This window comes from Streptomyces sp. NPDC091280, from assembly GCF_044768565.1.
GTDB lineage: Bacteria > Actinomycetota > Actinomycetes > Streptomycetales > Streptomycetaceae > Streptomyces.
The window spans coordinates 693,862-719,315 of the sequence record NZ_JBIVUZ010000001.1 but is presented as its reverse complement, the minus strand read 5'-3'; the positions used below and the strand labels follow the sequence as shown (position 1 = coordinate 719,315).

At 72.6% G+C, this 25,454-nt stretch carries 23 protein-coding genes; 17 read left to right on the top strand and 6 right to left on the bottom strand.

The window, feature by feature from the left end; all coding sequences use genetic code 11:
• Positions 1-9: 9 nt before the first annotated feature.
• Positions 10-1,362, bottom strand: a complete 1,353-nt coding sequence (locus ACIQPR_RS03350; RefSeq protein ID WP_403641158.1) for an SWIM zinc finger family protein — start codon at positions 1,360-1,362, stop codon at positions 10-12.
• Between the two features lie 156 nt (positions 1,363-1,518).
• Here ACIQPR_RS03350 and ACIQPR_RS03345 point away from each other — a divergent pair, with 156 nt between their 5' ends.
• The 8 genes from ACIQPR_RS03345 (at position 1,519) to sucD (ending at position 10,308) form a co-directional block, all read left to right on the top strand.
• Entirely contained in the window at positions 1,519-2,658 is a 1,140-nt protein-coding gene (locus tag ACIQPR_RS03345; RefSeq protein ID WP_403641155.1) for an AAA family ATPase, read from the top strand.
• A complete protein-coding gene (locus ACIQPR_RS03340) occupies positions 2,655-5,129 on the top strand; it encodes a DUF5682 family protein (RefSeq protein ID WP_403641152.1) in 2,475 nt (824 codons plus the stop codon). Before ACIQPR_RS03345 ends, ACIQPR_RS03340 begins: the two co-directional genes overlap by 4 nt.
• The gene (locus tag ACIQPR_RS03335; RefSeq protein WP_403641150.1) at positions 5,126-5,338 is read left to right on the top strand and encodes a hypothetical protein; all 213 of its coding nucleotides are present in this window, start codon (positions 5,126-5,128) and stop codon (positions 5,336-5,338) included. The genes ACIQPR_RS03340 and ACIQPR_RS03335 overlap by 4 nt, the downstream gene beginning before the upstream one ends.
• The gene (locus ACIQPR_RS03330) at positions 5,338-6,552 is read left to right on the top strand and encodes a VWA domain-containing protein (RefSeq protein ID WP_403641147.1); all 1,215 of its coding nucleotides are present in this window, start codon (positions 5,338-5,340) and stop codon (positions 6,550-6,552) included. Before ACIQPR_RS03335 ends, ACIQPR_RS03330 begins: the two co-directional genes overlap by 1 nt.
• 421 nt (positions 6,553-6,973) lie before the next feature.
• Positions 6,974-7,531, top strand: a complete 558-nt coding sequence (locus ACIQPR_RS03325) for a hypothetical protein (protein WP_403641144.1) — start codon at positions 6,974-6,976, stop codon at positions 7,529-7,531.
• A 79-nt stretch (positions 7,532-7,610) separates the two neighbouring features.
• Positions 7,611-7,835 (top strand): hypothetical protein, encoded by a 225-nt coding sequence (locus tag ACIQPR_RS03320; protein WP_403641141.1) that lies wholly within the window; start codon positions 7,611-7,613, stop codon positions 7,833-7,835.
• Positions 7,836-8,223: 388 nt separating this feature from the next.
• Entirely contained in the window at positions 8,224-9,402 is a 1,179-nt protein-coding gene (gene sucC / locus ACIQPR_RS03315; RefSeq protein WP_403641139.1) for an ADP-forming succinate--CoA ligase subunit beta, read from the top strand.
• A 21-nt stretch (positions 9,403-9,423) separates the two neighbouring features.
• Positions 9,424-10,308, top strand: a complete 885-nt coding sequence (sucD, locus tag ACIQPR_RS03310) for a succinate--CoA ligase subunit alpha (protein WP_019066811.1) — start codon at positions 9,424-9,426, stop codon at positions 10,306-10,308.
• A 146-nt stretch (positions 10,309-10,454) separates the two neighbouring features.
• Here the strand turns inward: sucD and ACIQPR_RS03305 are convergent, their stop codons facing one another.
• Complete coding sequence (locus ACIQPR_RS03305) at positions 10,455-11,663, bottom strand: helix-turn-helix domain-containing protein (RefSeq protein ID WP_403641136.1); 1,209 nt, start codon at positions 11,661-11,663, stop codon at positions 10,455-10,457.
• 96 nt (positions 11,664-11,759) lie between these two features.
• Here ACIQPR_RS03305 and ACIQPR_RS03300 point away from each other — a divergent pair, with 96 nt between their 5' ends.
• Complete coding sequence (locus ACIQPR_RS03300; RefSeq protein WP_403641134.1) at positions 11,760-13,550, top strand: DUF6350 family protein; 1,791 nt, start codon at positions 11,760-11,762, stop codon at positions 13,548-13,550.
• A 14-nt stretch (positions 13,551-13,564) separates the two neighbouring features.
• Here ACIQPR_RS03300 and ACIQPR_RS03295 read toward each other — a convergent pair whose 3' ends face one another.
• Positions 13,565-14,353, bottom strand: a complete 789-nt coding sequence (locus tag ACIQPR_RS03295) for a hypothetical protein (RefSeq protein WP_403641131.1) — start codon at positions 14,351-14,353, stop codon at positions 13,565-13,567.
• 321 nt (positions 14,354-14,674) lie between these two features.
• On the opposite strand from ACIQPR_RS03295, the gene purN reads away from it, so the two are divergent.
• Positions 14,675-15,304, top strand: coding sequence for a phosphoribosylglycinamide formyltransferase (gene purN / locus ACIQPR_RS03290; protein WP_403641129.1), 630 nt, complete (start codon positions 14,675-14,677; stop codon positions 15,302-15,304).
• Positions 15,301-16,866, top strand: a complete 1,566-nt coding sequence (purH, locus tag ACIQPR_RS03285) for a bifunctional phosphoribosylaminoimidazolecarboxamide formyltransferase/IMP cyclohydrolase (protein ID WP_403641127.1) — start codon at positions 15,301-15,303, stop codon at positions 16,864-16,866. Before purN ends, purH begins: the two co-directional genes overlap by 4 nt.
• 72 nt (positions 16,867-16,938) lie before the next feature.
• Here the strand turns inward: purH and ACIQPR_RS03280 are convergent, their stop codons facing one another.
• Entirely contained in the window at positions 16,939-17,613 is a 675-nt protein-coding gene (locus ACIQPR_RS03280) for an RDD family protein (RefSeq protein ID WP_403641124.1), read from the bottom strand.
• Between the two features lie 246 nt (positions 17,614-17,859).
• Here ACIQPR_RS03280 and ACIQPR_RS03275 point away from each other — a divergent pair, with 246 nt between their 5' ends.
• The 6 genes from ACIQPR_RS03275 (at position 17,860) to ACIQPR_RS03250 (ending at position 23,647) form a co-directional block, all read left to right on the top strand.
• Positions 17,860-18,714 (top strand): bifunctional methylenetetrahydrofolate dehydrogenase/methenyltetrahydrofolate cyclohydrolase, encoded by an 855-nt coding sequence (locus ACIQPR_RS03275; protein ID WP_403641121.1) that lies wholly within the window; start codon positions 17,860-17,862, stop codon positions 18,712-18,714.
• On the top strand, positions 18,704-19,201 hold the full coding sequence (locus tag ACIQPR_RS03270; protein ID WP_403641118.1) for a DUF3017 domain-containing protein: 498 nt from the start codon (positions 18,704-18,706) through the stop codon (positions 19,199-19,201). The genes ACIQPR_RS03275 and ACIQPR_RS03270 overlap by 11 nt, the downstream gene beginning before the upstream one ends.
• Before the next feature lie 253 nt (positions 19,202-19,454).
• The gene (locus tag ACIQPR_RS03265; protein WP_403641115.1) at positions 19,455-19,907 is read left to right on the top strand and encodes a helix-turn-helix domain-containing protein; all 453 of its coding nucleotides are present in this window, start codon (positions 19,455-19,457) and stop codon (positions 19,905-19,907) included.
• Positions 19,908-20,035: 128 nt separating this feature from the next.
• The gene (locus tag ACIQPR_RS03260) at positions 20,036-21,223 is read left to right on the top strand and encodes a helix-turn-helix domain-containing protein (protein WP_403641112.1); all 1,188 of its coding nucleotides are present in this window, start codon (positions 20,036-20,038) and stop codon (positions 21,221-21,223) included.
• Between the two features lie 551 nt (positions 21,224-21,774).
• Complete coding sequence (locus ACIQPR_RS03255) at positions 21,775-22,764, top strand: malate dehydrogenase (protein ID WP_403641109.1); 990 nt, start codon at positions 21,775-21,777, stop codon at positions 22,762-22,764.
• A 142-nt stretch (positions 22,765-22,906) separates the two neighbouring features.
• Positions 22,907-23,647, top strand: coding sequence for a hypothetical protein (locus ACIQPR_RS03250; RefSeq protein WP_403641106.1), 741 nt, complete (start codon positions 22,907-22,909; stop codon positions 23,645-23,647).
• A gap of 43 nt (positions 23,648-23,690) precedes the next feature.
• Here the strand turns inward: ACIQPR_RS03250 and ACIQPR_RS03245 are convergent, their stop codons facing one another.
• Together ACIQPR_RS03245 and ACIQPR_RS03240 are read right to left on the bottom strand one after the other, a co-directional pair.
• A complete protein-coding gene (locus tag ACIQPR_RS03245; protein WP_403641103.1) occupies positions 23,691-24,380 on the bottom strand; it encodes a siderophore-interacting protein in 690 nt (229 codons plus the stop codon).
• A gap of 115 nt (positions 24,381-24,495) precedes the next feature.
• Complete coding sequence (locus ACIQPR_RS03240; RefSeq protein WP_403641100.1) at positions 24,496-25,389, bottom strand: GNAT family N-acetyltransferase; 894 nt, start codon at positions 25,387-25,389, stop codon at positions 24,496-24,498.
• Positions 25,390-25,454: the final 65 nt, after the last annotated feature.

Below are 25,454 nucleotides of genomic sequence, written 5' to 3'. Positions count from 1 at the left end.
TGGGTGTGCTCAGCACAGGGACACCGGCTCTCCCGCCGCCTCCGGCCAGGCCGTCAGCGGGGTGAAGCCCCGGTGGCCCAGTTCGCCGAAGACCTTGACCGGGGCGCCCCCGGAGAGCGCGACGAGCCGCCACAGGCCGGGCCGGGAACAGGCGGCGGCAGTGAGAGGCAGTGCCAACTCCTCGTCCGCGTCCGCCAGTTGCCAGGAGTCGCCGTCCGGGGTCGGCACGACCCGGTCCAGGGTCACCGGGACCGCGTCCAGCCACGGGTCGTCACGCAGCGCCGCGCCGTAACGGGCCGCGGCCTGCGCGGTCGTCACACCTCGCGGCCGAGCCGTCGTCGGTCCGGGCGGTGCGAACTGCTCGCCCAGGGCCGCCCGGAGCTGCCCGGCACCGGGGAACGCGGACACCTCCGCCTCCAGGGCCAGCCCGACCGGCAGCGCCAACTCCGGAGCACGGCCCGCCGCACCGTACGACAGGAGCAGGCTCGTACGGTCCGACACCGTGCCGTGCAGCCATATCCGGCGCGTCGTCAGCTTCGCGTCCGCCGTGTCGTACTGGGCCAGAACCAGCCAACTGTCCCGCACCGGCGGGCCGTCCGCCGAACCGGGCAGGCCGACACGGGAGCGGACCGTGGCCGCCAGACCGTCCGGCAGCCCCTCGCGGCGCAGCCACGCCCGGTCGAGGAGGTGGAGCAGCGCGCACTCCTCCAGCAACCGCACGGGCCAGCCCGGTCCCGAGGACGGGATCGCCCCCAACTCCCGCGCCCGCGCGGCCAGTCCGGGAGCCTGCGCGTCGACCATGCGGGCCGCGGTCTCCTCCCACAGCCCGTACCCCGCCTGCTCGGCGGCGGCCAGCCCGGTGCGCAGCAGGTCCGTCAGCCGCTGCTCCAACTCGCCCGCGCCCGCGGTGATCCGCTCGGCCCGGCGCTCCGCCCTGCGCCGCGCCGCCTCGGGATCAGCGGTGGCCGGGGAACCGGACGCCTCCGCCGCCCGTTTGTCCTCCGTCCGCTTCCGCCGCCCCGCCAGCCACTGCTCGGCCCAGTCCGGCGCCTGCCCCGCCGGTACCGCGCCGTCCTCGCCCGCCCACAGCAGCAGCAGTCCCAGCGCGTGCTTGCACGGGAACTTGCGGCTCGGACAACTGCACTTGTACGCCGGCCCCGCGGCCTCCGCGATGTCGACGACCGTCTGATACGGCTTGCTGCCACTGCCCTTGCACAGCCCCCACACCGTCCCCTCGTCGGAACTCCCCGCCTCGGACCACGGCCCCGCCGCCCCGAGCTTGCTTCCCGCCTTGCGTGACGCTGCGTCAGGCGCCAGTGCGAGCACCTGATCAGCCGTCCAGCGCACCCCCTGCTGAGTCATGACATCGAAGGTAGATCCCGGCACTGACAATCGGCCCGCGAGCGGTTCGGCGGATGCCTCCGCCAGCACGTTTCCGCAGGTCGGAACGGATTGTCAGTGGCGTGGTGCACGGTGGACACCAGATCCGAACCGGCCGAGCTGGAGGGGGCCTCAGCCATGACTGTGTCCGCAGAATCCATGAACGCGCAGGCGAGTGAGCAGCAGTCGGCCGAGCGGCCGGAGGCGCTGCGTCCGCACGCCGAGGACGCCTTCGCCGACGAACTCGCCGCGCTCGCCGCGCAGGACGACCGGCCGCGCCCGGTCCGCTGGAAGATGTCGCCGTGGGCGGTCGCCACCTATCTGCTCGGCGGCGTCCTGCCGGACGGCACGGTGATCACGCCGAAGTACGTCGGCCCGCGCCGCATCGTCGAGGTCGCCGTCACCACCCTCGCCACCGACCGCGCCCTGCTCCTGCTCGGCGTGCCCGGCACCGCCAAGACCTGGGTCTCCGAACACCTCGCGGCAGCGGTCAGCGGCGACTCGACGCTCCTCGTCCAGGGCACCGCCGGCACCCCGGAGGAGGCGATCCGCTACGGCTGGAACTACGCGCAGTTGCTCGCCAACGGCCCGAGCCGCGACGCCCTGGTGCCCAGCCCCGTCATGCGGGCCATGGCGGAGGGGATGACCGCGCGGGTCGAAGAACTGACCCGGATCCCGGCCGACGTACAGGACTCGCTGATCACGATCCTGTCCGAGAAGACGCTGCCGATACCGGAGTTGGGGCAGGAGACGCAGGCCGTCCGCGGCTTCAACCTGATCGCCACGGCCAACGACCGCGACCGCGGAGTCAACGACCTCTCCAGCGCCTTGCGCCGCCGTTTCAACACGGTGGTGCTGCCCCTGCCGGAGAGCGCGGACGCCGAGGTCGACATCGTCTCCCGCCGCGTCGACCAGATCGGCCGCTCGCTCGACCTGCCCGCGGTCCCCGAAGGGGTCGACGAGATCCGCCGGGTGGTGACCGTCTTCCGCGAACTGCGCGACGGGATCACCGCGGACGGGCGGACCAAGCTGAAGTCGCCCAGCGGCACGCTGTCGACGGCCGAGGCGATCTCCGTCGTCACCAACGGGCTCGCCCTGGCGGCCCACTTCGGTGACGGGCTGCTGCGGCCGAGCGATGTCGCCGCGGGCATCCTCGGCGCCGTCGTCCGCGACCCGGCGGCCGACCGGGTCATCTGGCAGGAGTACCTGGAAGCGGTCGTCCGGGAGCGCGACGGCTGGAAGGACTTCTACCGGGCCTGCCGGGAGGTGAGCGCGTGAGCCGGTCCAGGGGGCGGGGTGCCGAGGAGGTCGGTGGTCCGGGTGCCGGACCGCTGCTGCTCGGGGTGCGGCACCACGGGCCCGGTTCGGCGCGGGCCGTGCGGGCGGCGCTGGCGGCGGCCCGGCCGCGGGTCGTACTGATCGAGGGGCCGCCCGAGGCCGACGCGCTGATTCCGCTGGCCGCCGACGAGGACATGCGACCGCCGGTCGCGCTCCTCGCCCACGCCGTGGACGAGCCGGGCCGCTCGGCCTTCTGGCCGCTGGCCGAGTTCTCCCCGGAATGGGTCGCGATCCGCTGGGCCCTGGAGCACGGCGTACCGGCCCGTTTCATCGACCTTCCGGCCGTGCACACGCTGGCGTGGGGGAGGGCGGCGGAGGACACCCCGGATGCCGAGAACGGGTCGGCGGGGGAGGGGCGGACGGACAAGGAGCCGACGAAGGACGAGCCGACGAAGGACGAGCCGATGGGGGAGGAGCGGCAGCCGGATCCGCCCACGGCCCCGCCCGCCCCCGACGCGCCCTCCGGCCCGGACATCCGCGTCGATCCCCTCGCCGTGCTCGCCGAGACCGCGGGGTACGACGACCCCGAGCGCTGGTGGGAGGACGTCGTCGAGCACCGGGGTGCGGGGGAACGCGACCCGTACGCGCCGTTCACCGCGCTGGAGGAGGCCATGGAGGCGCTGCGCGAGACGTACGGGCCCGGCGGACACGACCGGGACCTGGCGCGCGAGGCGTACATGCGGCTCCAAGTGCGGGCGGCGCAGCAGGAGTTCGAGGGCGGTGTGGCCGTGGTGTGCGGGGCCTGGCATGTGCCCGCGCTGCGGCGGCGGAGCACCGTCGCGGGGGACCGCGCACTGCTGAAGGGGCTGCCCAAGGTCAAGGCCGAGCTGACCTGGGTGCCGTGGACGCACCGCCGGCTGTCCCGGGCCGGAGGCTATGGCGCGGGCATCGACTCGCCGGGCTGGTACGGCCATCTGTTCGCGGCGCCGGACCGGCCGGTCGAGCGCTGGATGACGAAGGTCGCGGGGCTGCTGCGGGAGGAGGACCGGATCGTCTCCTCGGCCCATGTCATCGAGGCGGTACGGCTGGCCGAGACCCTCGCGGTGATGCGCGGCCGGCCGCTGCCGGGGCTCGGTGAGACCACCGACGCGGTGCGCGCGGTGATGTGCGAGGGCTCGGACGTCCCGCTGTCCCTCGTGCGGGACCGGCTCGTCGTCGGGGATGTGCTGGGCGAGGTGCCGCCGGGCGCCCCGGCGGTGCCGTTGCAGCGCGACCTCGACCGGCAGCAGCGCAGACTGCGGATCAAACCGGAGGCGCTGGAGCGGGAGTTGGAGCTCGACCTGCGCAAGGAGACCGACGCGGCGCGCAGCAGACTGCTCCACCGGCTGCGGCTGCTGGGCATCGCGTGGGGTGAGCCGACCGCCTCGCGGGGGAGCACGGGCACGTTCCGTGAGACGTGGCGGCTGCGCTGGGAACCGGAGTTGGCCGTGCGGGTCGCCGAGGCGGGCGTCTGGGGCACCACGGTGCTCGCCGCGGCGAACGCCAAGGCGGAGGCGGACACCGTAGGGGCACAGAGCCTCGCCGACATCACCGCCCTCGCCGAGCACTGCCTGCTGGCCGAACTGCCGGACGCGCTCCCCGTGGTGATGCGGACCCTCGCCGACCGCGCCGCACTCGACACGGACGTCGGCCATCTCGCCCAGGCGCTCCCTGCTCTGGTCCGTTCACTGCGCTACGGAGACGTGCGCGACACCGACACCGGAGCGCTGACGGAGGTCGCCGCAGGCCTCGCCGAGCGGATATTCGTCGGCCTGCCCCCGGCCTGCACGGTCCTCGACACGGAAGCGGCCGAGGAGATGCGCCGCCATGTGGACGCGGTGCACGGGGCGGTGGCACTGCTCGGGGAGGCCGGCGCCGAGGCCCCGGACCTGGGTGGCCGCTGGCGAGCGGTGCTCCGGACGCTCTCCGCGCGGGACACCGTGCCGGGCGTCATCCGCGGGCGTGCCGTACGACTGCTGCTGGACGGCGGGGAGTTGGGGCCGGACGAGGCGGCCCGGCTGATGGGGCTGGTGCTCTCGCCCGGCACACCACCGGCGGACGCGGCGGCCTGGATCGAGGGCTTCGTCGGTGGCGGGGGCGGGCTGCTCCTCGTGCACGACGAGCGACTGCTCGGGCTGGTGGACACCTGGCTGACCGGGGTGTCGGCGGAGGCGTTCACGGACGTACTGCCGCTGCTGCGGCGCACGTTCTCGGCGTACGAGTCGGGGGTACGCAGAACACTCGGCGAACTCGTGCGGCGCGGTCCCGGGAAGCGGGCGGGGTCGGTGGCGGCGGCGGTCGGGATGTCCGGGTTCGGAGCGGAGCTGGACGCGGGGCGGGCGGACGCGGTGGTGCCGGTGCTGCGGTTGCTGCTGGGGCTGGACGACGTGATGGGGAACGACGACAACGAGCTTGTGGGGGTGGCGGGATGACGACGAGCGGCGGCAAGCAGGTCAAGCAGGTCAAGCAGGTCAAGCAGGGCAAGCAGGGCACGCGGAGGCCGGGGGAGAGGGCGCAGGCGGGGGCTGCCGGGCGCCGGACCGCGCCGGGTGGCGGGGGGCGTCGGGCCGAGGACCGTCCCGCGACCGTCGCGCGGGTCGTGCCCTTGTGGGAGGGGCTGCGGGCGGGGGTACGCGCGTGATGGCGACCGGTGGTGCGGCTGGGACGACCACGACCACGACCGATACCGATACCGATGCCGGTACCGGAGGCGCCGGCGCGGAGCGGCTGCGGCGGTGGCGGCTTGTGCTCGGGGGTGACGCGGCCGATGGGACCGGGTGCGCGCTGTCCGGGCAGGACGCCGCGATGGACGGGACGCTGGCCGCGTTGTACGGCAGGGGGGACAAGGGGCGGGCGGGGAAGGACCGTTCGGCGGGGCTGGGGGCGTCGGCGCCTTCTGTCGCGCGGTGGCTCGGGGACATCCGGACGTACTTCCCCTCCTCCGTCGTCCAGGTCATGCAGCGGGACGCCATCGACCGGCTCGGGCTGTCCGCGCTGCTGCTCGAACCGGAGATGCTGGAGGCGGTGGAGGCCGATGTGCACCTGGTCGGCACGCTGCTCTCCCTCAACAAGGCGATGCCCGAGACCACCAAGGAGACGGCACGGGCGGTGGTGCGCAAGGTGGTCGAGGACCTGGAGAAGCGGCTCGCCACCCGTACCCGGGCCACTCTCACCGGGGCCCTGGACCGCAGTGCCCGTATCAACCGGCCGCGCCACCACGACATCGACTGGAACCGCACGATCGCGGCCAACCTCAAGCACTACCTGCCCGACTACCGGACGGTCGTGCCGGAGCGGCTGATCGGCTACGGGCGTGCCTCCCAGTCCGTGAAGAAGGAGGTGATCCTCTGCATCGACCAGTCCGGGTCGATGGCCGCGTCCGTCGTCTACGCCTCCGTGTTCGGAGCGGTGCTCGCGTCCATGCGCTCCATCGACACCCGGCTCGTGGTCTTCGACACCGCGGTCGTCGACCTCACCGACCAGCTCGACGACCCGGTGGACGTGCTCTTCGGGACCCAGCTCGGCGGCGGTACGGACATCAACAGGGCGCTCGCGTACTGCCAGTCGCAGATCACCCGGCCCGCCGAGACGGTGGTCGTGCTGATCAGCGACCTCTACGAGGGAGGCATACGCAACGAGATGCTCAAGCGGGTCGCGGCGATGCGGGCGTCGGGGGTGCAGTTCGTGACACTGCTCGCGCTGTCCGACGAGGGGGCGCCGGCCTACGACCGCGAACACGCCGCCGCGCTGGGCGCGTTGGGGGCGCCGGCGTTCGCGTGCACACCCGATCTGTTCCCGGAGGTGATGGCCGCGGCGATCGAGAAGCGGCCGTTGCCGATACCGGACACCGCCTGACGAACCGGTACCGGTGGTGATGAACGGGCGCGTGGGACAGGGGGGTTGTGCGTCCCCGAGGCGCCCGTGCAAGGATCGTCACCTCATGATCTGCCCTGCCGTACCGTCCGGTGCCGCCCCGCGCGTGATGCGTACGGCGGTCGGGCGGCGTGCTCTTCAACTCGCCGTGCTGGTGGGCGGGTTGTTCGTGCTCGCCCTCGTCTGCGGAGGGCAGGCGCGGGCGGCGGACGGGGCGCCGGGCCGGCAGCCCGGGGTCCCGGTGCTGGCTTCGGCGGCGGCTTCGGCGGCCTCCGTGGTGAAGCCGGTTCGGATTCCGGCTCCGGTTCATGTTCGGGCTCCAGTTCCTGTTCCGATTCAAGTCCCTGGTCTCGATCCGGTCGCGGACACCGTGGAGCGGGTCGTCCGGCCCGTGGGTGACTTGGTGACGAAGACGGTGACCGAGGTGTTGGCCGAGGCGCCCGCACTGCCCACGCTGCCTGTGCTGCCCACCCTGCCTTCTCTGCCCTCGGTCCCCGAAGTGCCGAGGCAGCCGGTGGTTCCGGGCCAGGAGCCGCCGGCGCACACCGCGCCGGTGACGGTTCCGGCGTCGGCATCGACGCCGGTCCGGTCGGCTCCGGGGCGTTCGGGCGGTGGGCATCGTTCGAAGGCGGGGACCGCCAAGGCCGCCGTAGGGGCAGGCGTGGCGTACGGGCCGCGGGTCGTCGACGCTGCGGACGCGCTCGGCGCCGTAGGGCGGGCGGGGGTGGGTCATGCTCCGGTCGTCCGGCACGTGCCCGCCCACCGGGCGCCCGGCGGGGACCCGGGCGGTGGTCCGCGTGATCAGCAGGCGGTGGACGGCGGTGGGGCGCGGCACTGTGACGCGCAGGCCGTGACGTCGGGCGCGAGGGTGGCCGTGCGGTTCGTGCGCGGTGCTGCCGAGAGGGCGGACGCGGGGGAGACCCGGGACAGGTACCGGGACGTTCCCGTTTTCCCGGGCTAGGGGAGTCCTTCCGGCAGTTGGTCTGCCCGGAAAGTCGCCATGTCTCCCTTTCTGGAACGCCTGAGGAACCGACGTACCCATGAGCAACAACATGAGCACGAGCACGAGCACCGACATCACTCCGGCCGAGGTCCGACGACGTCTCGTCGATGCCGTGGTCTCCGTCCCGCGAGGGTCCCGGGTCAGGGCCGCCGCGGCCATCCAGGGCGCACGGGCCGCCCGGGCCGCACGCGATGTGCGTGACGTACACGATGTGCGTGCCGCCCACGTCGTCCGTGCCCGGGCCGTCCGGCGCTGGGAGTAACAGACTCCGTGAGGCGGTGACCCCGGACGGCCGAATGCCGTCGGTCCGTCCGGGGGCGCGTCTCGCGGTAGGGGTCCCCGCCGGGCCAGCCCCAACCCGGTGGGGACCCCGCCCGGAGAATCGGTCCGCGGAACCCGTTCGCGGAACCCGCCTGCGGGTCCCGTTCGCGGCACTCCGTGTCACCGATCCCGGCATCATGTGACAGGTATCACCGCTCAGGTGTGACCCTCGATTTAGAGGCCCTCCGCAACCAGCGATAACCTGCGAGACGGACATGCCGCGCGCTCGGTCACCGTGTGCGCCTCCCTTGTGACAGCGGACGTCACGTTGCCCTTCGCGGCACGCCCACGCATCCAACGAACCGCGATATCACTGAGGACGGAAGCGCGTGGACCTGTTCGAGTATCAGGCGAGGGACCTCTTCGCCAAGCACGATGTACCGGTGCTGGCCGGTGAAGTCATCGACACGCCTGAGGCGGCCCGCGCAGCCACCGAGCGGCTCGGTGGCAAGTCCGTCGTCAAGGCGCAGGTGAAGGTCGGCGGCCGTGGCAAGGCGGGTGGCGTGAAGCTCGCCGCCACCCCGGACGAGGCCGTCGCCCGCGCGACGGACATCCTCGGCATGGACATCAAGGGCCACACGGTCCACAAGGTGATGATCGCCGAGACCGCGCCCGAGATCGTCGAGGAGTACTACGTCTCCTTCCTCCTCGACCGCACCAACCGCACCTTCCTCGCCATGGCGTCCGTCCAGGGCGGCGTGGAGATCGAGGTCGTCGCGGAGGAGAACCCCGAGGCGCTCGCGAAGGTCCCGGTCGACGCCAACGAGGGCGTCTCGATCGAGAAGGCCCGGGAGATCGTCGCGCAGGCGAAGTTCCCGGCCGACGTCGCCGAGCAGGTCGCCGAGATCCTGGTGACCCTGTGGAACACCTTCGTCAAGGAGGACGCCCTCCTCGTCGAGGTCAACCCGCTCGCCAAGGTCGCCTCCGGCAAGGTCATCGCCCTCGACGGCAAGGTCTCGCTGGACGAGAACGCCGAGTTCCGCCAGCCGGAGCACGAGGCGCTGATCGACCACGACTCCGCCAACCCGCTTGAGGCCGCCGCCAAGGCGAAGAACCTCAACTACGTCAAGCTCGACGGCGAGGTCGGCATCATCGGCAACGGCGCGGGTCTCGTCATGAGCACCCTCGACGTCGTCGCGTACGCCGGTGAGAACCACGGCGGCGTGAAGCCCGCCAACTTCCTCGACATCGGCGGCGGCGCGTCCGCGGCCGTGATGGCGAACGGCCTGGAGATCATCCTGGGCGACCCCGACGTCAAGTCGGTCTTCGTCAACGTCTTCGGCGGCATCACCGCGTGCGACGAGGTCGCCAACGGCATCGTGCAGGCGCTTCAGCTGCTCGCGGACAAGGGCGAGGAAGTCACCAAGCCCCTCGTCGTCCGTCTCGACGGCAACAACGCCGAGCTGGGTCGCAAGATCCTCTCCGACGCCAACCACCCGCTGGTCCAGCGCGTGGACACCATGGACGGCGCGGCCGACAAGGCCGCCGAGCTCGCGGCTGCGAAGTAAGGGACGAGGGACAAAACAGCCATGGCTATCTTCCTCACCAAGGACAGCAAGGTCATCGTCCAGGGCATGACCGGCTCCACGGGCATGAAGCACACCAAGCTCATGCTGGCCGACGGCACCAACATCGTCGGTGGCGTCAACCCCCGTAAGGCCGGCACGTCCGTCGACGTCGACGGCACCGAGATCCCGGTCTTCGGCACGGTCGCCGAGGCGATCGAGAAGACGGGCGCGAACGTATCCGTCCTCTTCGTACCGCCGGCCTTCTCCAAGGCCGCCGTGGTCGAGGCGATCGACGCGGAGATCCCGCTCGCGGTCGTCATCACCGAGGGCATCGCCGTCCACGACTCGGCCGCGTTCTACGCGTACGCGGTCGCCAAGGGCAACAAGACGCGCATCATCGGCCCGAACTGCCCGGGTCTGATCACCCCCGGTCAGTCGAACGCCGGCATCATCCCGGGCGACATCACGAAGCCGGGCCGTATCGGCCTGGTCTCGAAGTCCGGCACGCTGACCTACCAGATGATGTACGAGCTGCGTGACATCGGCTTCTCGTCCGCGGTCGGCATCGGTGGCGACCCGGTCATCGGTACGACGCACATCGACGCGCTCGCCGCGTTCGAGGCCGACCCCGACACCGACCTGATCGTGATGATCGGTGAGATCGGCGGCGACGCCGAGGAGCGCGCGGCGGACTTCATCGCGAAGAACGTCACCAAGCCGGTCGTCGGTTACGTCGCGGGCTTCACCGCGCCCGAGGGCAAGACGATGGGCCACGCCGGTGCCATCGTCTCCGGTTCCTCCGGCACGGCCGCCGCGAAGAAGGAGGCCCTTGAGGCCGCCGGCGTCAAGGTCGGCAAGACGCCGACCGAGACGGCGAAGCTCGCCCGCGAGATCCTCGCCGGCTGAGTCTCTCCGCTGAACGCCGATGGGCCCGTTCCCCTTGTGGGGGCGGGCCCATCGGCGCGTCAGCGGGAACTCCGGCCCGCAGCCGACCGACTCGAACCACCGACAGCCGACCGACTCGAACCACCGACGTGAACTGCTGACGCGAACTACCGGCTCAGCGGCACCAACCGCTCCGGTCCGTTCGTCATCCCGGTCCGCAGACGGTTCCGCAGCGCCACCTGCTCCTCCGACAGCGCCCCCTGCACCACCCGCGCCGGCACCCCTTCGATCCGCTGGCCCAAGGGCACCGGCGGCTCGTAGTGCGTCGGTGCCGTGCGCAGCGTCAGCGTCGTCGCGCCGATGATGGTGACGGTGAACGCGATCGCCGCCCGGGTCCAGAACAGGGTCCGGCGTTCGCCGACGAACCGTACGATCGGCGGCTTGGCCGCGTGCAGACGCCCCGTGGAGGCCAGTTCGGTCAGCCGCCGGTGCAGCTCGGCCGGGTCCGAGAGGTCCGGCAGCCGCGCGGCCAGCGCCTCGCGGGCGTGCAGCAGCCGGTTCGCCGCGGCCGGTGTGCTCGCCTCCGTCTCCGCCGCCGTCTCCGCGAGACCGAGCCCGACACCGTCGTAGAGCAGCAGTGTGCGGCGGTACGACGGGGGGAGTTCGAGGAGTGCGGTGAGCAGGGCGCGGTCGGCGGGGGCCGGGGGCGGGGGCTCCGGGTGGCGGTATCGAGGGCGGAAGCGGTGCCAGGGGGAGAGCGCGTACTCGTACGCGGCCGAACGCACCCAGCCGGCCGGGTCGCGGTCGACCGCCACCTCGGGCCAGCGCTGCCAGGCGGTCTGGAAGGCGCGCTCCACCGACTCCCGCGCCAACTCGCGCCGCCCGGTCAGCAGATAGGTCTGCCGGACGAGGGAGGGCGCGCAGAACGCGTAGAGCGCGTCGAAGGCCTGAGCGGGCGTCAGGGGGGCGGGCACCGGAGCCGGCGCCGGAGCCTGCGGCGGGTCCGTGTGCGGTACGGGGATCTCGACCACGACGATGTCGGCGTGCCGCGGCTCCGGTTGGGCCTCCGGCACGGCCGTCCCCACCTCGACTGCGTCCACCTTCACCTCCACCTCCACCTCTGCCTTTGCGTCTGCGTCTGTGTCTGCTTCTGCTTCTTCTGGTGTGGGGGTGTTCGCGGCCAGGTCGTCGAGCAGTTTCGCGTACGCCTCCCGTTTCCGGCCGCGCGGTGTGGTGCGGCCGGTCTCCCACGCGCGCACCGTCTCGCGGCTGACGCCGACCCGCGTGGCGAGCTGAGCCTGCGTCAGCGACGCGGCCTCGCGCAGGCGTCGGCGTTCCTTGGGCGGCGGGAGCGGGGTTGCAGGGGTCTGCGTCACCGGGTGCCCCTTCGTACGAAAAAGTACATAAATGTATATTGAGCGACACTTCGGAGGTTCGCCTGTTACGACGAGAAAGCGCGTGTCGTTGGGAGCATGGCGGTCGTGATGCCGATGACCCACCGCCGACCGTCGTTGTCGCCCCTCCTCACCCGGATGCGCGACCGATCCCCCGGACTGGCCGCCAGCCTCTTGGGTGGCGCCGTCGCGGCGGGGCTCGGGCTCGGTTCGTTCGCCGTGCTCGTGACGGTGCTGTGGATCAGCTCGCCGTACCCCGACAGCGGACCCGGCGGCGCCCTGCACATGGCCGCCGCGCTCTGGCTGCTCGCGCACGGCGTCGAACTGGTCCGCACCGACACTCTTTCCGGGATCCCCGCCCCCGTGGGCGTGACCCCGCTGCTCCTCCTCGTGCTGCCGGTCTGGCTGCTGCACCGGGCGGCCCGGGACGCCGTGCTGGGCGGCGCGGACGAGGAGACCGACATCCCGCCGGTCCCGGCCCGCACCGCCTGGACCGGCGTCGCCCTCGGCTACCTCGCGGTCGGCGCCACCGCCGCGCTCTACGCGTCCGGCGGCGAACTCTCCCCCTCCTGGAGCTGGACGGCGGTCTGCCTGCCGCTGCTCGCGGCGGGCGCCGCCGGTTCCGGTGTGTGGACGGCGTACGGGCGCCCGCGTGAACCCGTGCTGAGCGTGCTGGTCCTGCTGCCGGCCGGGCTGCGGCGGCTCGTCCTCGGCCCGGAGGCCCGCGCGTCCCGAGCCCGGATCGGCACCGCCGCGCGCGCCGCGGGCATCGGCACGGCGGTGTTCGTCGGCGGCGGCGCGCTGCTGCTGACGGCCTCCCTGGTGTGGCACGGGGGCGCGGCCCAGGCCTCGTTCCTACGGCTGACGGAGGCGCTGTCGGGCCGGTTCGCCGTGCTGCTGCTCTGTCTCGCGCTGGTCCCGAACGCGGCGGTCTGGTCGGCGGCCTACGCCCTCGGCCCCGGCTTCGCGCTCGGCACCCACCACACGGTGGACCCCCTCAACTCGGCCCCGGCCCCGCTGCTTCCGCCGTTCCCGCTGCTCGCGGCGGTCCCGGACGCGGGCACCGGAACCCCGCTGAACTGGCTGGCGGTACTGGTGCCGCTGGTCGCCGGGGGGACGGTCGGGTGGTTCGTGGCGCGGGTCGCGGTGGGACAACGGGGCGACGGCGAGGGCCGGTTGACGACACCGGGAGGCACCGGTGGTCCGGCGGCACCCTGGCCGCAGGGCCGTACCGCCGCCACCGCGCTGCTCGCCGCCGCCCTGTGCGCCATGGCGCTGGCGCTGCTGGCGGAGTTGTCGGGCGGTCCGCTCGGGGGTGCGGCGCTGGCCCGGTTCGGGCCGGTGTGGTGGCAGACCGGGGGAGCGGCGCTGGCGTGGCTCGCGGTGGTGGCCGTCCCCACGGCGACGGGGCTGCGGGCCTGGCGACTGCGGGAACCCAGGGTCCCGACGCCGACGATCGCGAAGCCCCGGGACGGTGCGGCCGGGCCGGCGCCGGACGCCACACCCCGACGCCGGTTCCGCGACCTGCTCACGGTCGGCCGACGCCGGTTCACTCGCGGGCCGAAGAAGACCCCCCTCGCGGTCCCGCCCCCCGTCCCCGTCCCGGTCCCGGCCGCCGTCGACCAGCCGTACATCGCCTACGACCACGACCCGACCTTCGACCCCTACGACTTCCTGCCGGTCGACGTCCCGCCGGAGCCCTCACCCACGCCCTGGTACGACGACGCCTCCCGCGAGGCCCGCTGGGCGGTCCTGAGGGAGGCGTCGACTCGGCCCGAGCCGGAGGAGTTCCCGGCGCCCCAGGACTCCCCGGAGACCCCGGAGACCCCGAAGGCCTCGGAGTCCCCCGAGTCGCCGGGGACCGAATGATCCGGTGAGGAAGGTCAGTTGGCGGTCCCCAGCAAGCCCCGCAGGTCCTTCGGCAGCAGCTGGTTGCAGGACTGCTTCGCCTCGTTCGTGAGCGCGTCGTTCGTGCAGGTGTAGAAGTCCTTGTAGGCCAGCTGCGCGACGAACATCGCGGCGACCAGGGCGATGGCGAGGGACGCGGTGACCAGGCCGCTCACCGCCGCCGTCGTCTGCGGGCGGCCCGCCGCCTCGGGGGCGGCCGGGGTGTCCGGGTCGGTGCCGCGGGGCTTGGCGCGCAGCGCGCTGCCGCCCCAGTACAGGGCCAGCGCGCCGAGCAGCAGGGCCACGTACGGCCAGCTGAAGAGGGCGAAGAAGAACGCCCACATGCCGCTCAGCAGGGCGTACCGGGCGCGGCGCTGGGCCGGGTCGGTCGGGTCCCAGCGCATGCCGGGTCCGGAACCGGGGCCGCTCGGGCCCTCGGGGCCGCCGCCGGGGCCGCCCTGTCCGCCGAGCCGGTCGCCGAAGCCGCCCTGGGACCGGCCGGGCTGCCGGTCGCTCCACTGGCTGCCCCACGGCGAACGGCCGCCGTCGCCCTGCGAGGAGTCGTCACCGCCGCGGCCCTCCGGGCGGCGGGGCTGCCACGGCCGGTCCGGGGTGCCCTCGGGCGGCGGGGCGAACGGGTTGTCGTCCTGACCCGCGCCGCTCTGCCCCTCGGAGGGCGCGTCGGGCGGCGACGAGGGCCGCTCCCGGAGCAGCACGGTGCCGCGCTCCCCTCCCTGCAAGGACTGCGGGGGGAACGTGAGGAGTCGCAGACTGCGGTCCGGCATCAAGTGAGCGTCTTCCCCTTGGTGGATACGTCTTTGTCGACTGTGTCTTCGTCGGTTGCGTCGTCGTTGGTCACGTCTTTCCGACACGAGCTGTCACTTCGTGAACGCCTCGCACCACAACGGCGTTCCCGAACCCGCTCTCCGCAGACGCTACCTTCCGGCCACGCCCCCGTCCCGTGGGGGCTGTCCGGTGTGCCGGTATCGTTGCTGACGGTCGGCCGCTTCGTAGACTTCCCCGTATCCCGGGGCGCGATGCATTCGTATGAATGCACGAGACGGGCCGGCCACCCGTACCCCGCTCCCCCGAGAAAGGGCCCCACCGTGGCCGCCAAGCCCGTGGCCAAGCGCCTTGTCGTGCTGGTCTCCGGTTCCGGTACGAATCTCCAGGCGCTCCTCGACGCCATCGCGGCCGAGGGCGACGCGGCGTACGGAGCCGAGATCGTCGCCGTGGGCGCGGACCGCGAGGGCATCGAGGGCCTGGCCCGTGCCGAGCGCGCCGGACTGCCCACCTTCGTGTGCAGGGTGAAGGACTTCGCGAGCCGCGAGGAGTGGGACGCGGCCCTCGCGGCGGCGACCGGGGCGTACGAGCCCGACCTGATCGTGTCGGCCGGGTTCATGAAGATCGTGGGCAAGGAGTTCCTCGCCCGCTTCGGCGGCCGGGTCGTGAACACGCACCCCGCGCTGCTGCCCAGTTTTCCGGGGGCCCACGGCGTACGGGACGCGCTCGCGTACGGCGCCCGGGTCACCGGCTGCACCGTCCACTTCGTCGACGACGGCGTCGACACCGGACCGATCATCGCTCAGGGCGTGGTCGAGATCCGGGACGAGGACGACGAGAGCGCTCTGCACGAGCGCATCAAGGAAGTCGAGCGAAGGCTGCTCGTCGATGTCGTGGGGCGGCTGGCCCGCAACGGCTATCGCATCGAGGGACGAAAGGTAGTTATCCAGTGACCGCCGAGAGCAACAAGCGAGCCATCCGACGGGCGCTCGTCAGCGTCTACGACAAGACCGGCCTCGAAGAGCTGGCACGCGGCCTGCACGAGGCGGGCGTCGAACTCGTCTCGACGGGCTCCACCGCCGCCCGTATCGCCGCCGCCGGCGTCCCCGTCACCAAGGTCGAGGAGCTGACCGGCTTCCCCGAGTGCCTGGACGGCCGGGTCAAGACCCTGCACCCGAAGGTGCACGCGGGCATCCTCGCCGACCTGCGGCTGGAGAGCCACCGGCAGCAGCTCGACGAGCTGGGCGTGGCCCCCTTCGACCTGGTGGTCGTCAACCTCTACCCCTTCCGGGAGACCGTCGCCTCGGGCGCGTCCCCCGACGAGTGCGTCGAGCAGATCGACATCGGCGGCCCCTCCATGGTCCGCGCCGCCGCCAAGAACCACCCCTCGGTCGCGGTCGTCACCAGCCCCGCGCGCTACGCCGACGTCCTGAACGCCGTACAGAACGGCGGCTTCGACCTCACCACCCGCAAGCGGCTCGCCGCGGAGGCCTTCCAGCACACGGCGTCCTACGACGTGGCGGTGGCGAGCTGGTTCGCGAGCGCCTACGCGCCGGTCGACGAGTCGCGGTTCCCCGACTTCCTGGGCGGCACCTGGGAGCGCGAGAGCACCCTGCGCTACGGCGAGAACCCGCACCAGCCGGCCGCGCTCTACGTCGACGCCTCGGGCGGCGGTCTCGCCAAGGCCGAGCAGCTGCACGGCAAGGAGATGTCGTACAACAACTACACGGACACGGATGCCGCGCGCCGTGCCGCCTACGACCACGCCGAGCCCTGTGTCGCGATCATCAAGCACGCCAACCCCTGCGGTATCGCGGTCGGTTCGGACGTGGCCGAGGCGCACCGCAAGGCGCACGCCTGTGACCCGCTGTCGGCGTTCGGCGGGGTGATCGCCGTCAACCGGCCGGTCAGCAAGGAGCTGGCCGAGCAGGTCGCCGAGATCTTCACCGAGGTCATCGTCGCGCCGGACTACGAGGAGGGCGCGCTGGAGGCCCTCGCCAAGAAGAAGAACATCCGGGTGCTGAAGGCCCCGGGCGCCCCGGCGAACGCGGTCGAGTTCAAGGCGATCGACGGCGGGGCGCTGCTCCAGGTCACCGACCGGCTCCAGGCCGACGGCGACGACCCGGCGAACTGGACGCTGGCGACCGGCGAGGCGCTGTCCGCGGCGGAGCTGGCCGACCTCGCCTTCGCGTGGAAGGCCTGCCGCGCGGTGAAGTCCAACGCGATCCTGCTGGCCAAGGACGGCGCCTCGGTCGGCGTCGGCATGGGCCAGGTCAACCGGGTGGACTCCGCGAAGCTGGCGGTCGAGCGGGCGGGCGCCGAGCGCGCCCAGGGTTCCTACGCCGCCTCGGACGCCTTCTTCCCGTTCCCGGACGGGCTGGAGATCCTCACCGAGGCAGGCGTCAAGGCCGTTGTCCAGCCGGGCGGTTCGGTCCGCGACGAGCTGGTGGTCGAGGCCGCGCAGAAGGCCGGCGTCACGATGTACTTCACGGGGACGCGCCACTTCTTCCACTGACGGGCCACGGGCATGCGGAAGGCCGCGCACCTCTGGAGGTGCGCGGCCTTCCGGGCTTTTACGGGCCGGTGGTCAGCCCTTGATGACCAGGGTGTTGGCCGCCTTGTCGTGCCAGCCGCGCAGCTGCCCGGTGTTGTCGAAGAACGGCGAGATCACGATGAGGACGTACCCGAGGAAGCACGTGATGTAGCCGAGGCCGATGGGGAAGCCCCAGCGGACCAGCGCCGAGCCGAAGCCGGGCTTCTGGCCGGTGCGGGAGCTGACGATCTTCATGCCGAGGATCATCTTGCCGGGCGTGCTGCCGAGCGTCGACACGAAGATCACGTCGTAGAGGATGAACGTCAGGGCGGACAGCAGCGCGGCGCCGAGGAGGGCGCCGATGGCGACGCCGCTGCTCTTGGTGCCGGTGCCGAAGGCGGCGCCGAAGATCACCAGGTTGAGGATGATCACCACTATGTACGCGAAGACCATGTCGAGCAGGCGGGCGCCGAACCGGGCGCCGTAGGTGCCGACCTCGACGACACCGAGACCGGGCACGTTCGCGTAGCCCTCGGGGGCCTGCGCGCCGGGGTAACCCGGCTGCTGCGGATAGCCCGGCTGCTGCGGGTAGCCGTATCCCTGCGGCGGGACGCCCTGGGGCGCTCCCTGCGGGTAGCCGTAGCCCGGCTGGCCCTGGGGCTGGCCGTAGCCCGGCGGAGGGGTTTGCGGCGGCTGCTGCCCGTACGGGTTGTTGGGGTCGTAACTCATGGCGGGTTTTCCTCCGTTGGCAATGCGGGGACGATGCGGATTGCGCGGAGGTACGTCACAACATGAGCGGTTTGCCCCCCCCCAACACACACCGCAATGCAGCGTGTTCATCGTTCTCTTCGTGACGAGTTTTTGTCCAGCGGCATTCCAAAGGCGTTGTGTAAGTGCAACATCAGTGATCATGGTGATACCCCGGGGGTGTACCTGGATTGGAACCCGGAGGGCGTCATCCGCGAGAATGGCGTCATGACCGCCCAGATTCTCGATGGCAAGGCCACCGCAGCCGCGATCAAGTCCGATCTGACCGCCCGCGTGGCGGCGCTGAAGGAGAAGGGCGTCACGCCCGGCCTCGGCACGATCCTGGTCGGGGACGACCCCGGCAGCCAGAAGTACGTCGCGGGCAAGCACCGCGACTGCGCCCAGGTGGGCATCGCCTCCATCCAGCGCGAACTGCCCGCCACCGCCACCCAGGAGGAGATCGAGGCGGTCGTCCGGGAACTCAACGAGGACCCGGCCTGCACCGGCTACATCGTCCAACTGCCGCTCCCCAAGGGCATCGACGAGAACCGCATCCTCGAACTCATGGACCCCGACAAGGACGCCGACGGCCTCCACCCGATGAACCTCGGCCGGCTGGTCCTGAACGAGCCCGCCCCGCTGCCCTGCACGCCGAACGGCGTGCTGACCCTGCTGCGCCGCCACGGCGTGGAGATCAAGGGCGCCGAGGTCGTGGTCGTGGGACGCGGTGTCACCATCGGCCGCCCGATGCCCCTCCTGCTCACCCGGCGCAGCGAGAACGCGACGGTGACCCAGTGCCACACCGGCACCCGCGACCTCTCCGCCCACCTCAAGCGCGCCGACATCATCGTCGCCGCCGCCGGTTCCGCCCACCTGGTCCGGCCCGAGGACGTGAAGCCGGGCGCCGCCGTCCTCGACGTCGGGGTCTCCCGCAACGCCGACGGCAAGATCGTGGGGGACGTCCACCCGGGCGTCGCCGAGGTGGCCGGCTGGATCTCCCCGAACCCCGGCGGAGTCGGCCCGATGACCCGTGCCCAGCTGCTCGTCAACGTGGTCGAGGCGGCGGAGCGCAGTGTCGCCTGAGCGCAAGGGGCCGGCGGGCAGGGGCACCGACGCCGTGGACGACATCGAGGTGACGGACCCCGTCAGCGCCCCCGACGCGGACGGCACCCCGCGCCGCACCACCCGCCGCTTCCCGCTCTTCACCCGGGACACCGCCCGCCCCGAGGGCGGCGGCCGGGCCGCGTCCGGCGCCGCCCCGGCCCCGGCCCGCCAGTGGCCGATCCTCGCGGTGCTCGGCACGGTCGGCCTCGGCCTCCTGCTGACCGCCTTCGACGTCTTCCGCTACGGCACCCTGCTCATCGGCGCCGCCCTGCTGGCCGGTGCCGTCCTGCGCTGGGTGGTGCCGGACGTCGGCATGCTCGCCGTCCGCTCCCGCTTCACCGACGTCGTCACCTACTGCGTGCTCGGCCTCGCGATCGTCCTGCTGGCGATGATGGCGCAGCCCAAGCCGTGGCTGGTGATCCCGTTCCTCAAGGACACGCTGCACTACACGGTCAACACCAGCTGACAGCAGGCCTGTTCACGACGCACGACGGCGGCCCGTCCCCTCCCCCGAGCAGGGACGCGCCGCCGTCTGCGTCTCAGCGTGCCCCGCTGTGCGCGGGCTGTTCAACGGCTGTCGGCGCGCTGTGGCAGGGAGGTGACCGTTTCGCTACGCGGTCCGCACGGCGCCGCGACGAGGGAACCGTTCCTCTTCCCACGTCGTCATTTCGCTCGGAACGGGCAAGTGGGCCGTGCGAGCGGTGGGCGGTGGGGGTGCGATGAGCGGCTGGCAGCCGCTGCCGGACGATCTCCCGGCGGAGGTACGGCACTTCGTGGAGCAGTTGCGCCTCCTCAAGGACCGCACCGGGCTGAGCCTGGTCGCGCTCGGCGCGCGCACCGCGTACAGCAAGTCCTCCTGGCACCGCTATCTCAACGCGACCCAGCCCCCGCCCCGGCAGGCCGTGGTCGCGCTGTGCCGGGTCGCCGGCGTCGATCCCGAACGCATCGGTGTGCGCTGGGAGTTGGCGGTCCAGGCCTGGCCCCGACCGGTCGCCGTCCCGGAGCCGGCGGCGGGCGGCGACGAGTACCGGGACGATCCGACCCTGCCCTGGTGGGACACCCCGCCCGGGAAGGGGGACGGCGGGCCCGGCGGACGGCTGCTCCGGTACGCGCTGGTGCTGCTGGTTCTGATGCTTCTCATGACTGTCGCGGGAGTCGTTGCGCTCGGGTGAACACCGTTATGTGTCCGGTGTGTCGATGTATTGACAAGTTTGCGGATATGCAACGAACTCGACCAACAACCGCGTTAGCGTGGGCAATTCAGGGCAGAGGGGGGAACGCAATGCCTCGTTGGAGGGCCTTGCCGGATGAACTCGATCCGCAGGTCAAGGAGTTCGCGGGCCAGTTGCGCCGGCTCGTGGAGCGCAGCGGCCTGAGCGTCGCGGCGGTGGCCGACCGCACGGGCTACAGCAAGACGTCCTGGGACCGCTATCTCAACGGCCGGCTCCTCGCGCCGAAGGGCGCGATCGTCGCCCTCGCGGAGGTCACCGGCACCCATCCCGTGCATCTGACCACGATGTGGGAGCTGGCCGAACGGGCCTGGAGCCGTTCGGAGATGCGGCACGACATGACCATGGAGGCGGTGCGGATCTCCCAGGCGCGGGCCGCGCTCGGCGAGTCGGGGGCGCCCCCGGCCCAGAAGACCGAGGGCGGCAAAGCCTCCCGCAAGGGCGGCAGGGTCGCCGCGACTCCGGGGATCGCGGGCCCGGCGGGGGTCTCCCCGACCGTGCCGCCGCAGCCGGCGGCGCCCGGGTCCGACGTACGGGAAGGCGCTTCGAAGGTCGGCAACTCGTGGGGGCTGGCCGGGTATTCGGGACTGGGACCGGGTCCGGGAGCAGGGGCCGGGGCCGGTGGCGCGGCTGTACGGCCGGGGGCCGGGCGGGTGCCGGAGGCCCCGGTGCCGCACGCGGACGTGCCGTATACGGAGGTGCCGCACGCGGAGTTGCCGCGGGCGCCCCGGCCGGGGCCGCCGGACGGACTGGCCGGGGCCAGGCGGCGGTTGCTGATGTTCGGGACCGGGGTCGTCGGGATGCTGGTCGTGATCGGGGCCGTGTTCCTGTTCACCCGCCACAGCGGCGGGGACAGGACCGCGAGCGCCCCGCCCGCCTCGGCCTCGCCGTCGCCGAGCGCGGACCCCGATCTGCCGGCCGGGGTGAAGTGCGTGGGCGCCGGCTGCACCGGCAAGGACGCCGAGGCCATGGGCTGCACGACGGACGCGGGCGCGGCGACGACCGTGAAGACCGCGACCGTGGGCACGACCGTCGTCGAGGTCCGCTACAGCAGGACCTGCGGGGCCGCCTGGGGCCGGATCACCACGGGTGTCCAGGGCGACTCCGTCCAGGTGAGCGCGGGCACGGCCAAGGAGGCCGACAGCATCACGGCGGCCGGTGACTCCATCGCCTACACCCCGATGGTGGCGGTGAAGGACGCGAGCGCGGCGAAGGCCTGCGTGACGCTGGCGTCCGGACAGAAGGGGTGCACGACCTAGGCCGTGTCGCGGTGTCGCCGTGTCCGCGAAGTCCCGCCTGCCTCGCGACGCCCGGCACGCACGCACGCTCGCCGCACCGCCCGAAAGCCCGAGTACGCCCAGTACGAGGGCTTCCGGGCGGCACTCCCCCTGCCTCCGGCCGGGGGGACCCCCGGCGCACGCACCGGACGCCGCGAGGCCCGACCTCCGGGCGGACGACGGGACTTCGCGGACACGGCCCAGGGCGGGTATGTGGGGATTCGGTGAACGTGGGGAATGCCCGCCCCGGATCGGGGCAGGCGGTCATCACCCCCACGGGAGTCCGGAGCTCCGGTACCCCCCACGGCGGTCGTCCGGTGTTCCTCTCCCGAGCCGGACGGCCGCCTTTTCCGTGTCCCGACGCGTCCCGGTCCGGGCGCTGTGGGGTGGGCCACACGGACCCGGCAGCCCGCGATCCCGGATGCGCGATAGCCTGACCGGTGGATCTCTTGATGCCAAGAGATCGATCATTTGTACGTCCCGCACCCCGGGGCAGTGTCGCCCCACCGCCAGCTGTCATAACGGAGAACGCCATGACCCGCACTCCCGTGAACGTCACCGTCACCGGCGCGGCCGGCCAGATCGGTTACGCCCTGCTCTTCCGCATCGCCTCCGGCCAGCTGCTCGGCGCGGACGTGCCGGTCAAGCTGCGTCTCCTGGAGATCACCCCGGCGCTCAAGGCCGCCGAGGGCACGGCCATGGAGCTCGACGACTGCGCCTTCCCGCTCCTCCAGGGCATCGACATCACGGACGACCCGAACGTCGCCTTCGCCGGCACCAACGTCGCCCTCCTCGTCGGCGCCCGCCCCCGCACCAAGGGCATGGAGCGCGGCGACCTGCTCTCCGCCAACGGCGGCATCTTCAAGCCGCAGGGCAAGGCCATCAACGACAACGCGGCGGACGACATCAAGGTCCTCGTCGTCGGCAACCCGGCCAACACCAACGCGCTCATCGCGCAGGCCGCCGCCCCGGACGTACCGGCCGACCGCTTCACCGCGATGACCCGCCTGGACCACAACCGCGCGCTGACCCAGCTCGCGAAGAAGACGGGCACCACGGTCGCCGACATCAAGCGCCTGACCATCTGGGGCAACCACTCGGCCACCCAGTACCCGGACATCTTCCACGCCACGGTCGCGGGCAAGAACGCCGCCGAGACCGTGAACGACGAGCAGTGGCTCGCCGAGGACTTCATCCCGACCGTCGCCAAGCGCGGCGCCGCGATCATCGAGGCCCGCGGTGCCTCGTCCGCGGCCTCCGCCGCGAACGCCGCCATCGACCACGTCCACACCTGGGTCAACGGCACGGCGGACGGCGACTGGACCTCCATGGGCATCCCCTCGGACGGTTCCTACGGCGTCCCGGAGGGCCTCATCTCCTCCTTCCCGGTCACCACGAAGGACGGCGTCTACGAGATCGTCCAGGGCCTGGACATCAACGAGTTCTCCCGCGCCCGCATCGACGCGTCGGTGAAGGAACTGGAGGAGGAGCGCGAGGCGGTCCGCTCGCTCGGCCTCATCTGAGCCACCCCGAGGGGCCGTTCGCCACGGCTCTGTCACGGGCTTGCACGGGCCCTGTTCCGGTCTCCGCCGGAGCGGGGTCCGTCCCCTTTTCCGCCGCTAACTTCTGAAGCAGTGCGTGGCGCGGCGATTCGGGGGTTTCGCGATGAGCGGTTGGGACGACTTCGGGGCGCGGCGCGGGCCGAGCGAGGAGAGCGGGCAGGCGGTCTGGTCGGCGTGGTCGACCGCGGAGACCCAGACCTCGCCGGTCCCGCCGCCGCTGTGGGTGTCACCGTCCGCCCCCGCTCCGGTTCCCGTGCCGGTCCCCGGCCGTCGCGTCTGGCGGGTCGTGCTCGTGCTCACCGCCACGGTGGTCCTGGGCGCGGGCGCCGGCGGCGGCTTCTGGTACGTCACCCAGCACCGCACCGCCGCTCAGGACCAGGTCTCCGCGACCCGCTCCGCCTACCGCACGACCAAGGACCCCACCGGCTACACCGTCGAGATCCCCCGTGGCTGGACCCGCGCCCAACGGCAGGGCGTCAAGGCCCCGGTGGTCTCCTACGACTCCCCGGACGGCACCCGGCACCTCCAGATCTTCCGTGTCTCCGAGACCTCCCCGGCCGCGTCCCTGGACCTCGCCGAGTACGCCCGGGGCTACGGCTTCGCCCGACAGCCCGGCTACCGGGTCCTCGGCCGTGCCTCGGGCGCCACCTGGGCCGAACTCGCCTACCGCTACGACGACCCGGACCGGGGTGCCCGCCGGGTGATCGACCACCGCTTCACGGCGGCGGACGGTTCGCTCTACGCGATCCACGCCAGCGGCCCGGAGTCCGTGTCCCCGTCTCTCGTCAGGGGCCCGCTCACCGAGGCGGTGGCCTCCTTCTGCCCGGCGGGCGCCCGCTGCTGACCGGCGGGAGACACCGCGCCGGCCCCCGCCACCGCAGTACCCGCTACTCAAGCCCCCGCTTGCCCGGTGCCCAGAACGGCTTGGTGAGCACCGACCGCCGCTCCCAGCCCAAGTCCCGTACGAGCACCTGCCGTACGGCCTGCACGGTCCGGGCCTCCCCGGCGACATAGGCGATCCCGCCCGGCTCGGGGGCGAGCCGCCGCACCGCGTCCGGGAGTGAAGTCCCGCCCCTGGTCAGCCAGTCGAGGCGGTCGGCGTGGGCGAGCGGCAGCCGGTCCGCCGCCGATTCCGTCTCTACGGCGCCGGAGATCCGCGCCCCCTCGGGCAGCGCGGCCAGCATCGCGCCGAAGGCGACGGAGGCGGTCTCCTCGCCGGCGAAGACATGGTGGGCGGCCTCGGGGCGGAGGGTGAAGGTGCCCTCGGGCCTGCGCAGCCGCACCTGGTCGCCGACGCGGACGCTCCTGCCCCAACTGGCCCCGGGTCCCCCTTCGGAGTGGTCCAGCACGCACAACTCGACGGCGCCGGACGGGTCGTGGCGCCACACCGAGTACGTGCGCAGGGTCAGACCGCCGACCAGGACCCGTACCTGCTGGCCGGGCCGGACGTCGAGCCCGGCGAGCCCGTCGCCCTCGACGCGCAGCCGGCGCATCCGGGCGGTGATCGGTTCGGCGGCGGTCACCGTGCCGCGGAGGGTCAGCAGGTCGAGGACGGGGTTCAGGAGGGCGGTGGGCACGGGGGCTCCTCAACTGGACGGCACATGGAGGAAGTCGGCGTTCGGGCGGGACCGGACGACGCGATAGTACGCGTTCCGCGCAGGACGCGATAGTGCGCGTGAGGAGGGAGGCGGGTCAGTGGGCGTCCGGCAGTCGTTTCTCGAACCAGTGGGACGCGTAGACATGGTCGACGTAGGCCGGGATCTCCGTGTACCCGCACGCCCGGTACATCGCCTGCGCCTCGGTGAGCGTCGCGTGCGTGTCGAGGCGTACGACGGTGAAGTCGTGGGCCGCGGCGGCGTGTTCGAGTTCGGTCAGGATGCGGCGGGCCAGGCCCAGGCGGCGGGCGTCGGGGTGGACCCAGACGTGCCGGATCTCGCCGATGCCGGGTTCCAGGGTCCGCAGCGCCCCGCACGCGACCGGCCGTCCCTCCTCGTACGCGACGAAGAACGCGCCCGCGTCGCCGGTGACCTCCTCCGGCCGTACGAGATCGGTCTTGTCGAAGCCCTCGGGGAAGCGGGTGTCGATGTCGGCGGCGTAGGCGTCGAGGCAGGCGCGGGCGTCCTCGGCGGCGCCGTCCACCAGGGCGACCGTGATGCCGGCCAGCCGCAGCAGGCGCTGGGTGGTCGCCAACGCCCGGGTCAGTTCGGTGCGTTGGGGTGCGGTGAGGGTGTCGAGGAGACCGGCGGCGAGGGCGTCGGCGCGGCGGTGTTGCTCCTCGACCTCGATCCGGCCGGCCGGGGTGAGTTCGATCAGGCGCAGCCGGGTGTCGTGCGCGGGCACGGTCAGCCGGACCAGGCCCTGCGCCTCCAGCGCCTTCGCCATCCGGCTGAGGTAGCCGGCGTCCAGGGCGAGCCGGCCGCGCAGTTCGCGCAGCGGGAGGCCATCGCCGATCTCGAAGAGCAGCCGGGCCTCGCCGAGCGGGCGGTCCTGGCCGAGGTAGTGGTCGTCGAGGGCGCCGATGCGGCGGGTGAAGTAGCGGTTGAAGCGGCGGAGGGCGGCGATGTCCGCCGCCGATACTGGTTCCATATTTCTTTGACTTTAGTCAAAGGAGTCGTGGGTGTCCATCGGGGTGATCCCGCCCACTTCCGGCC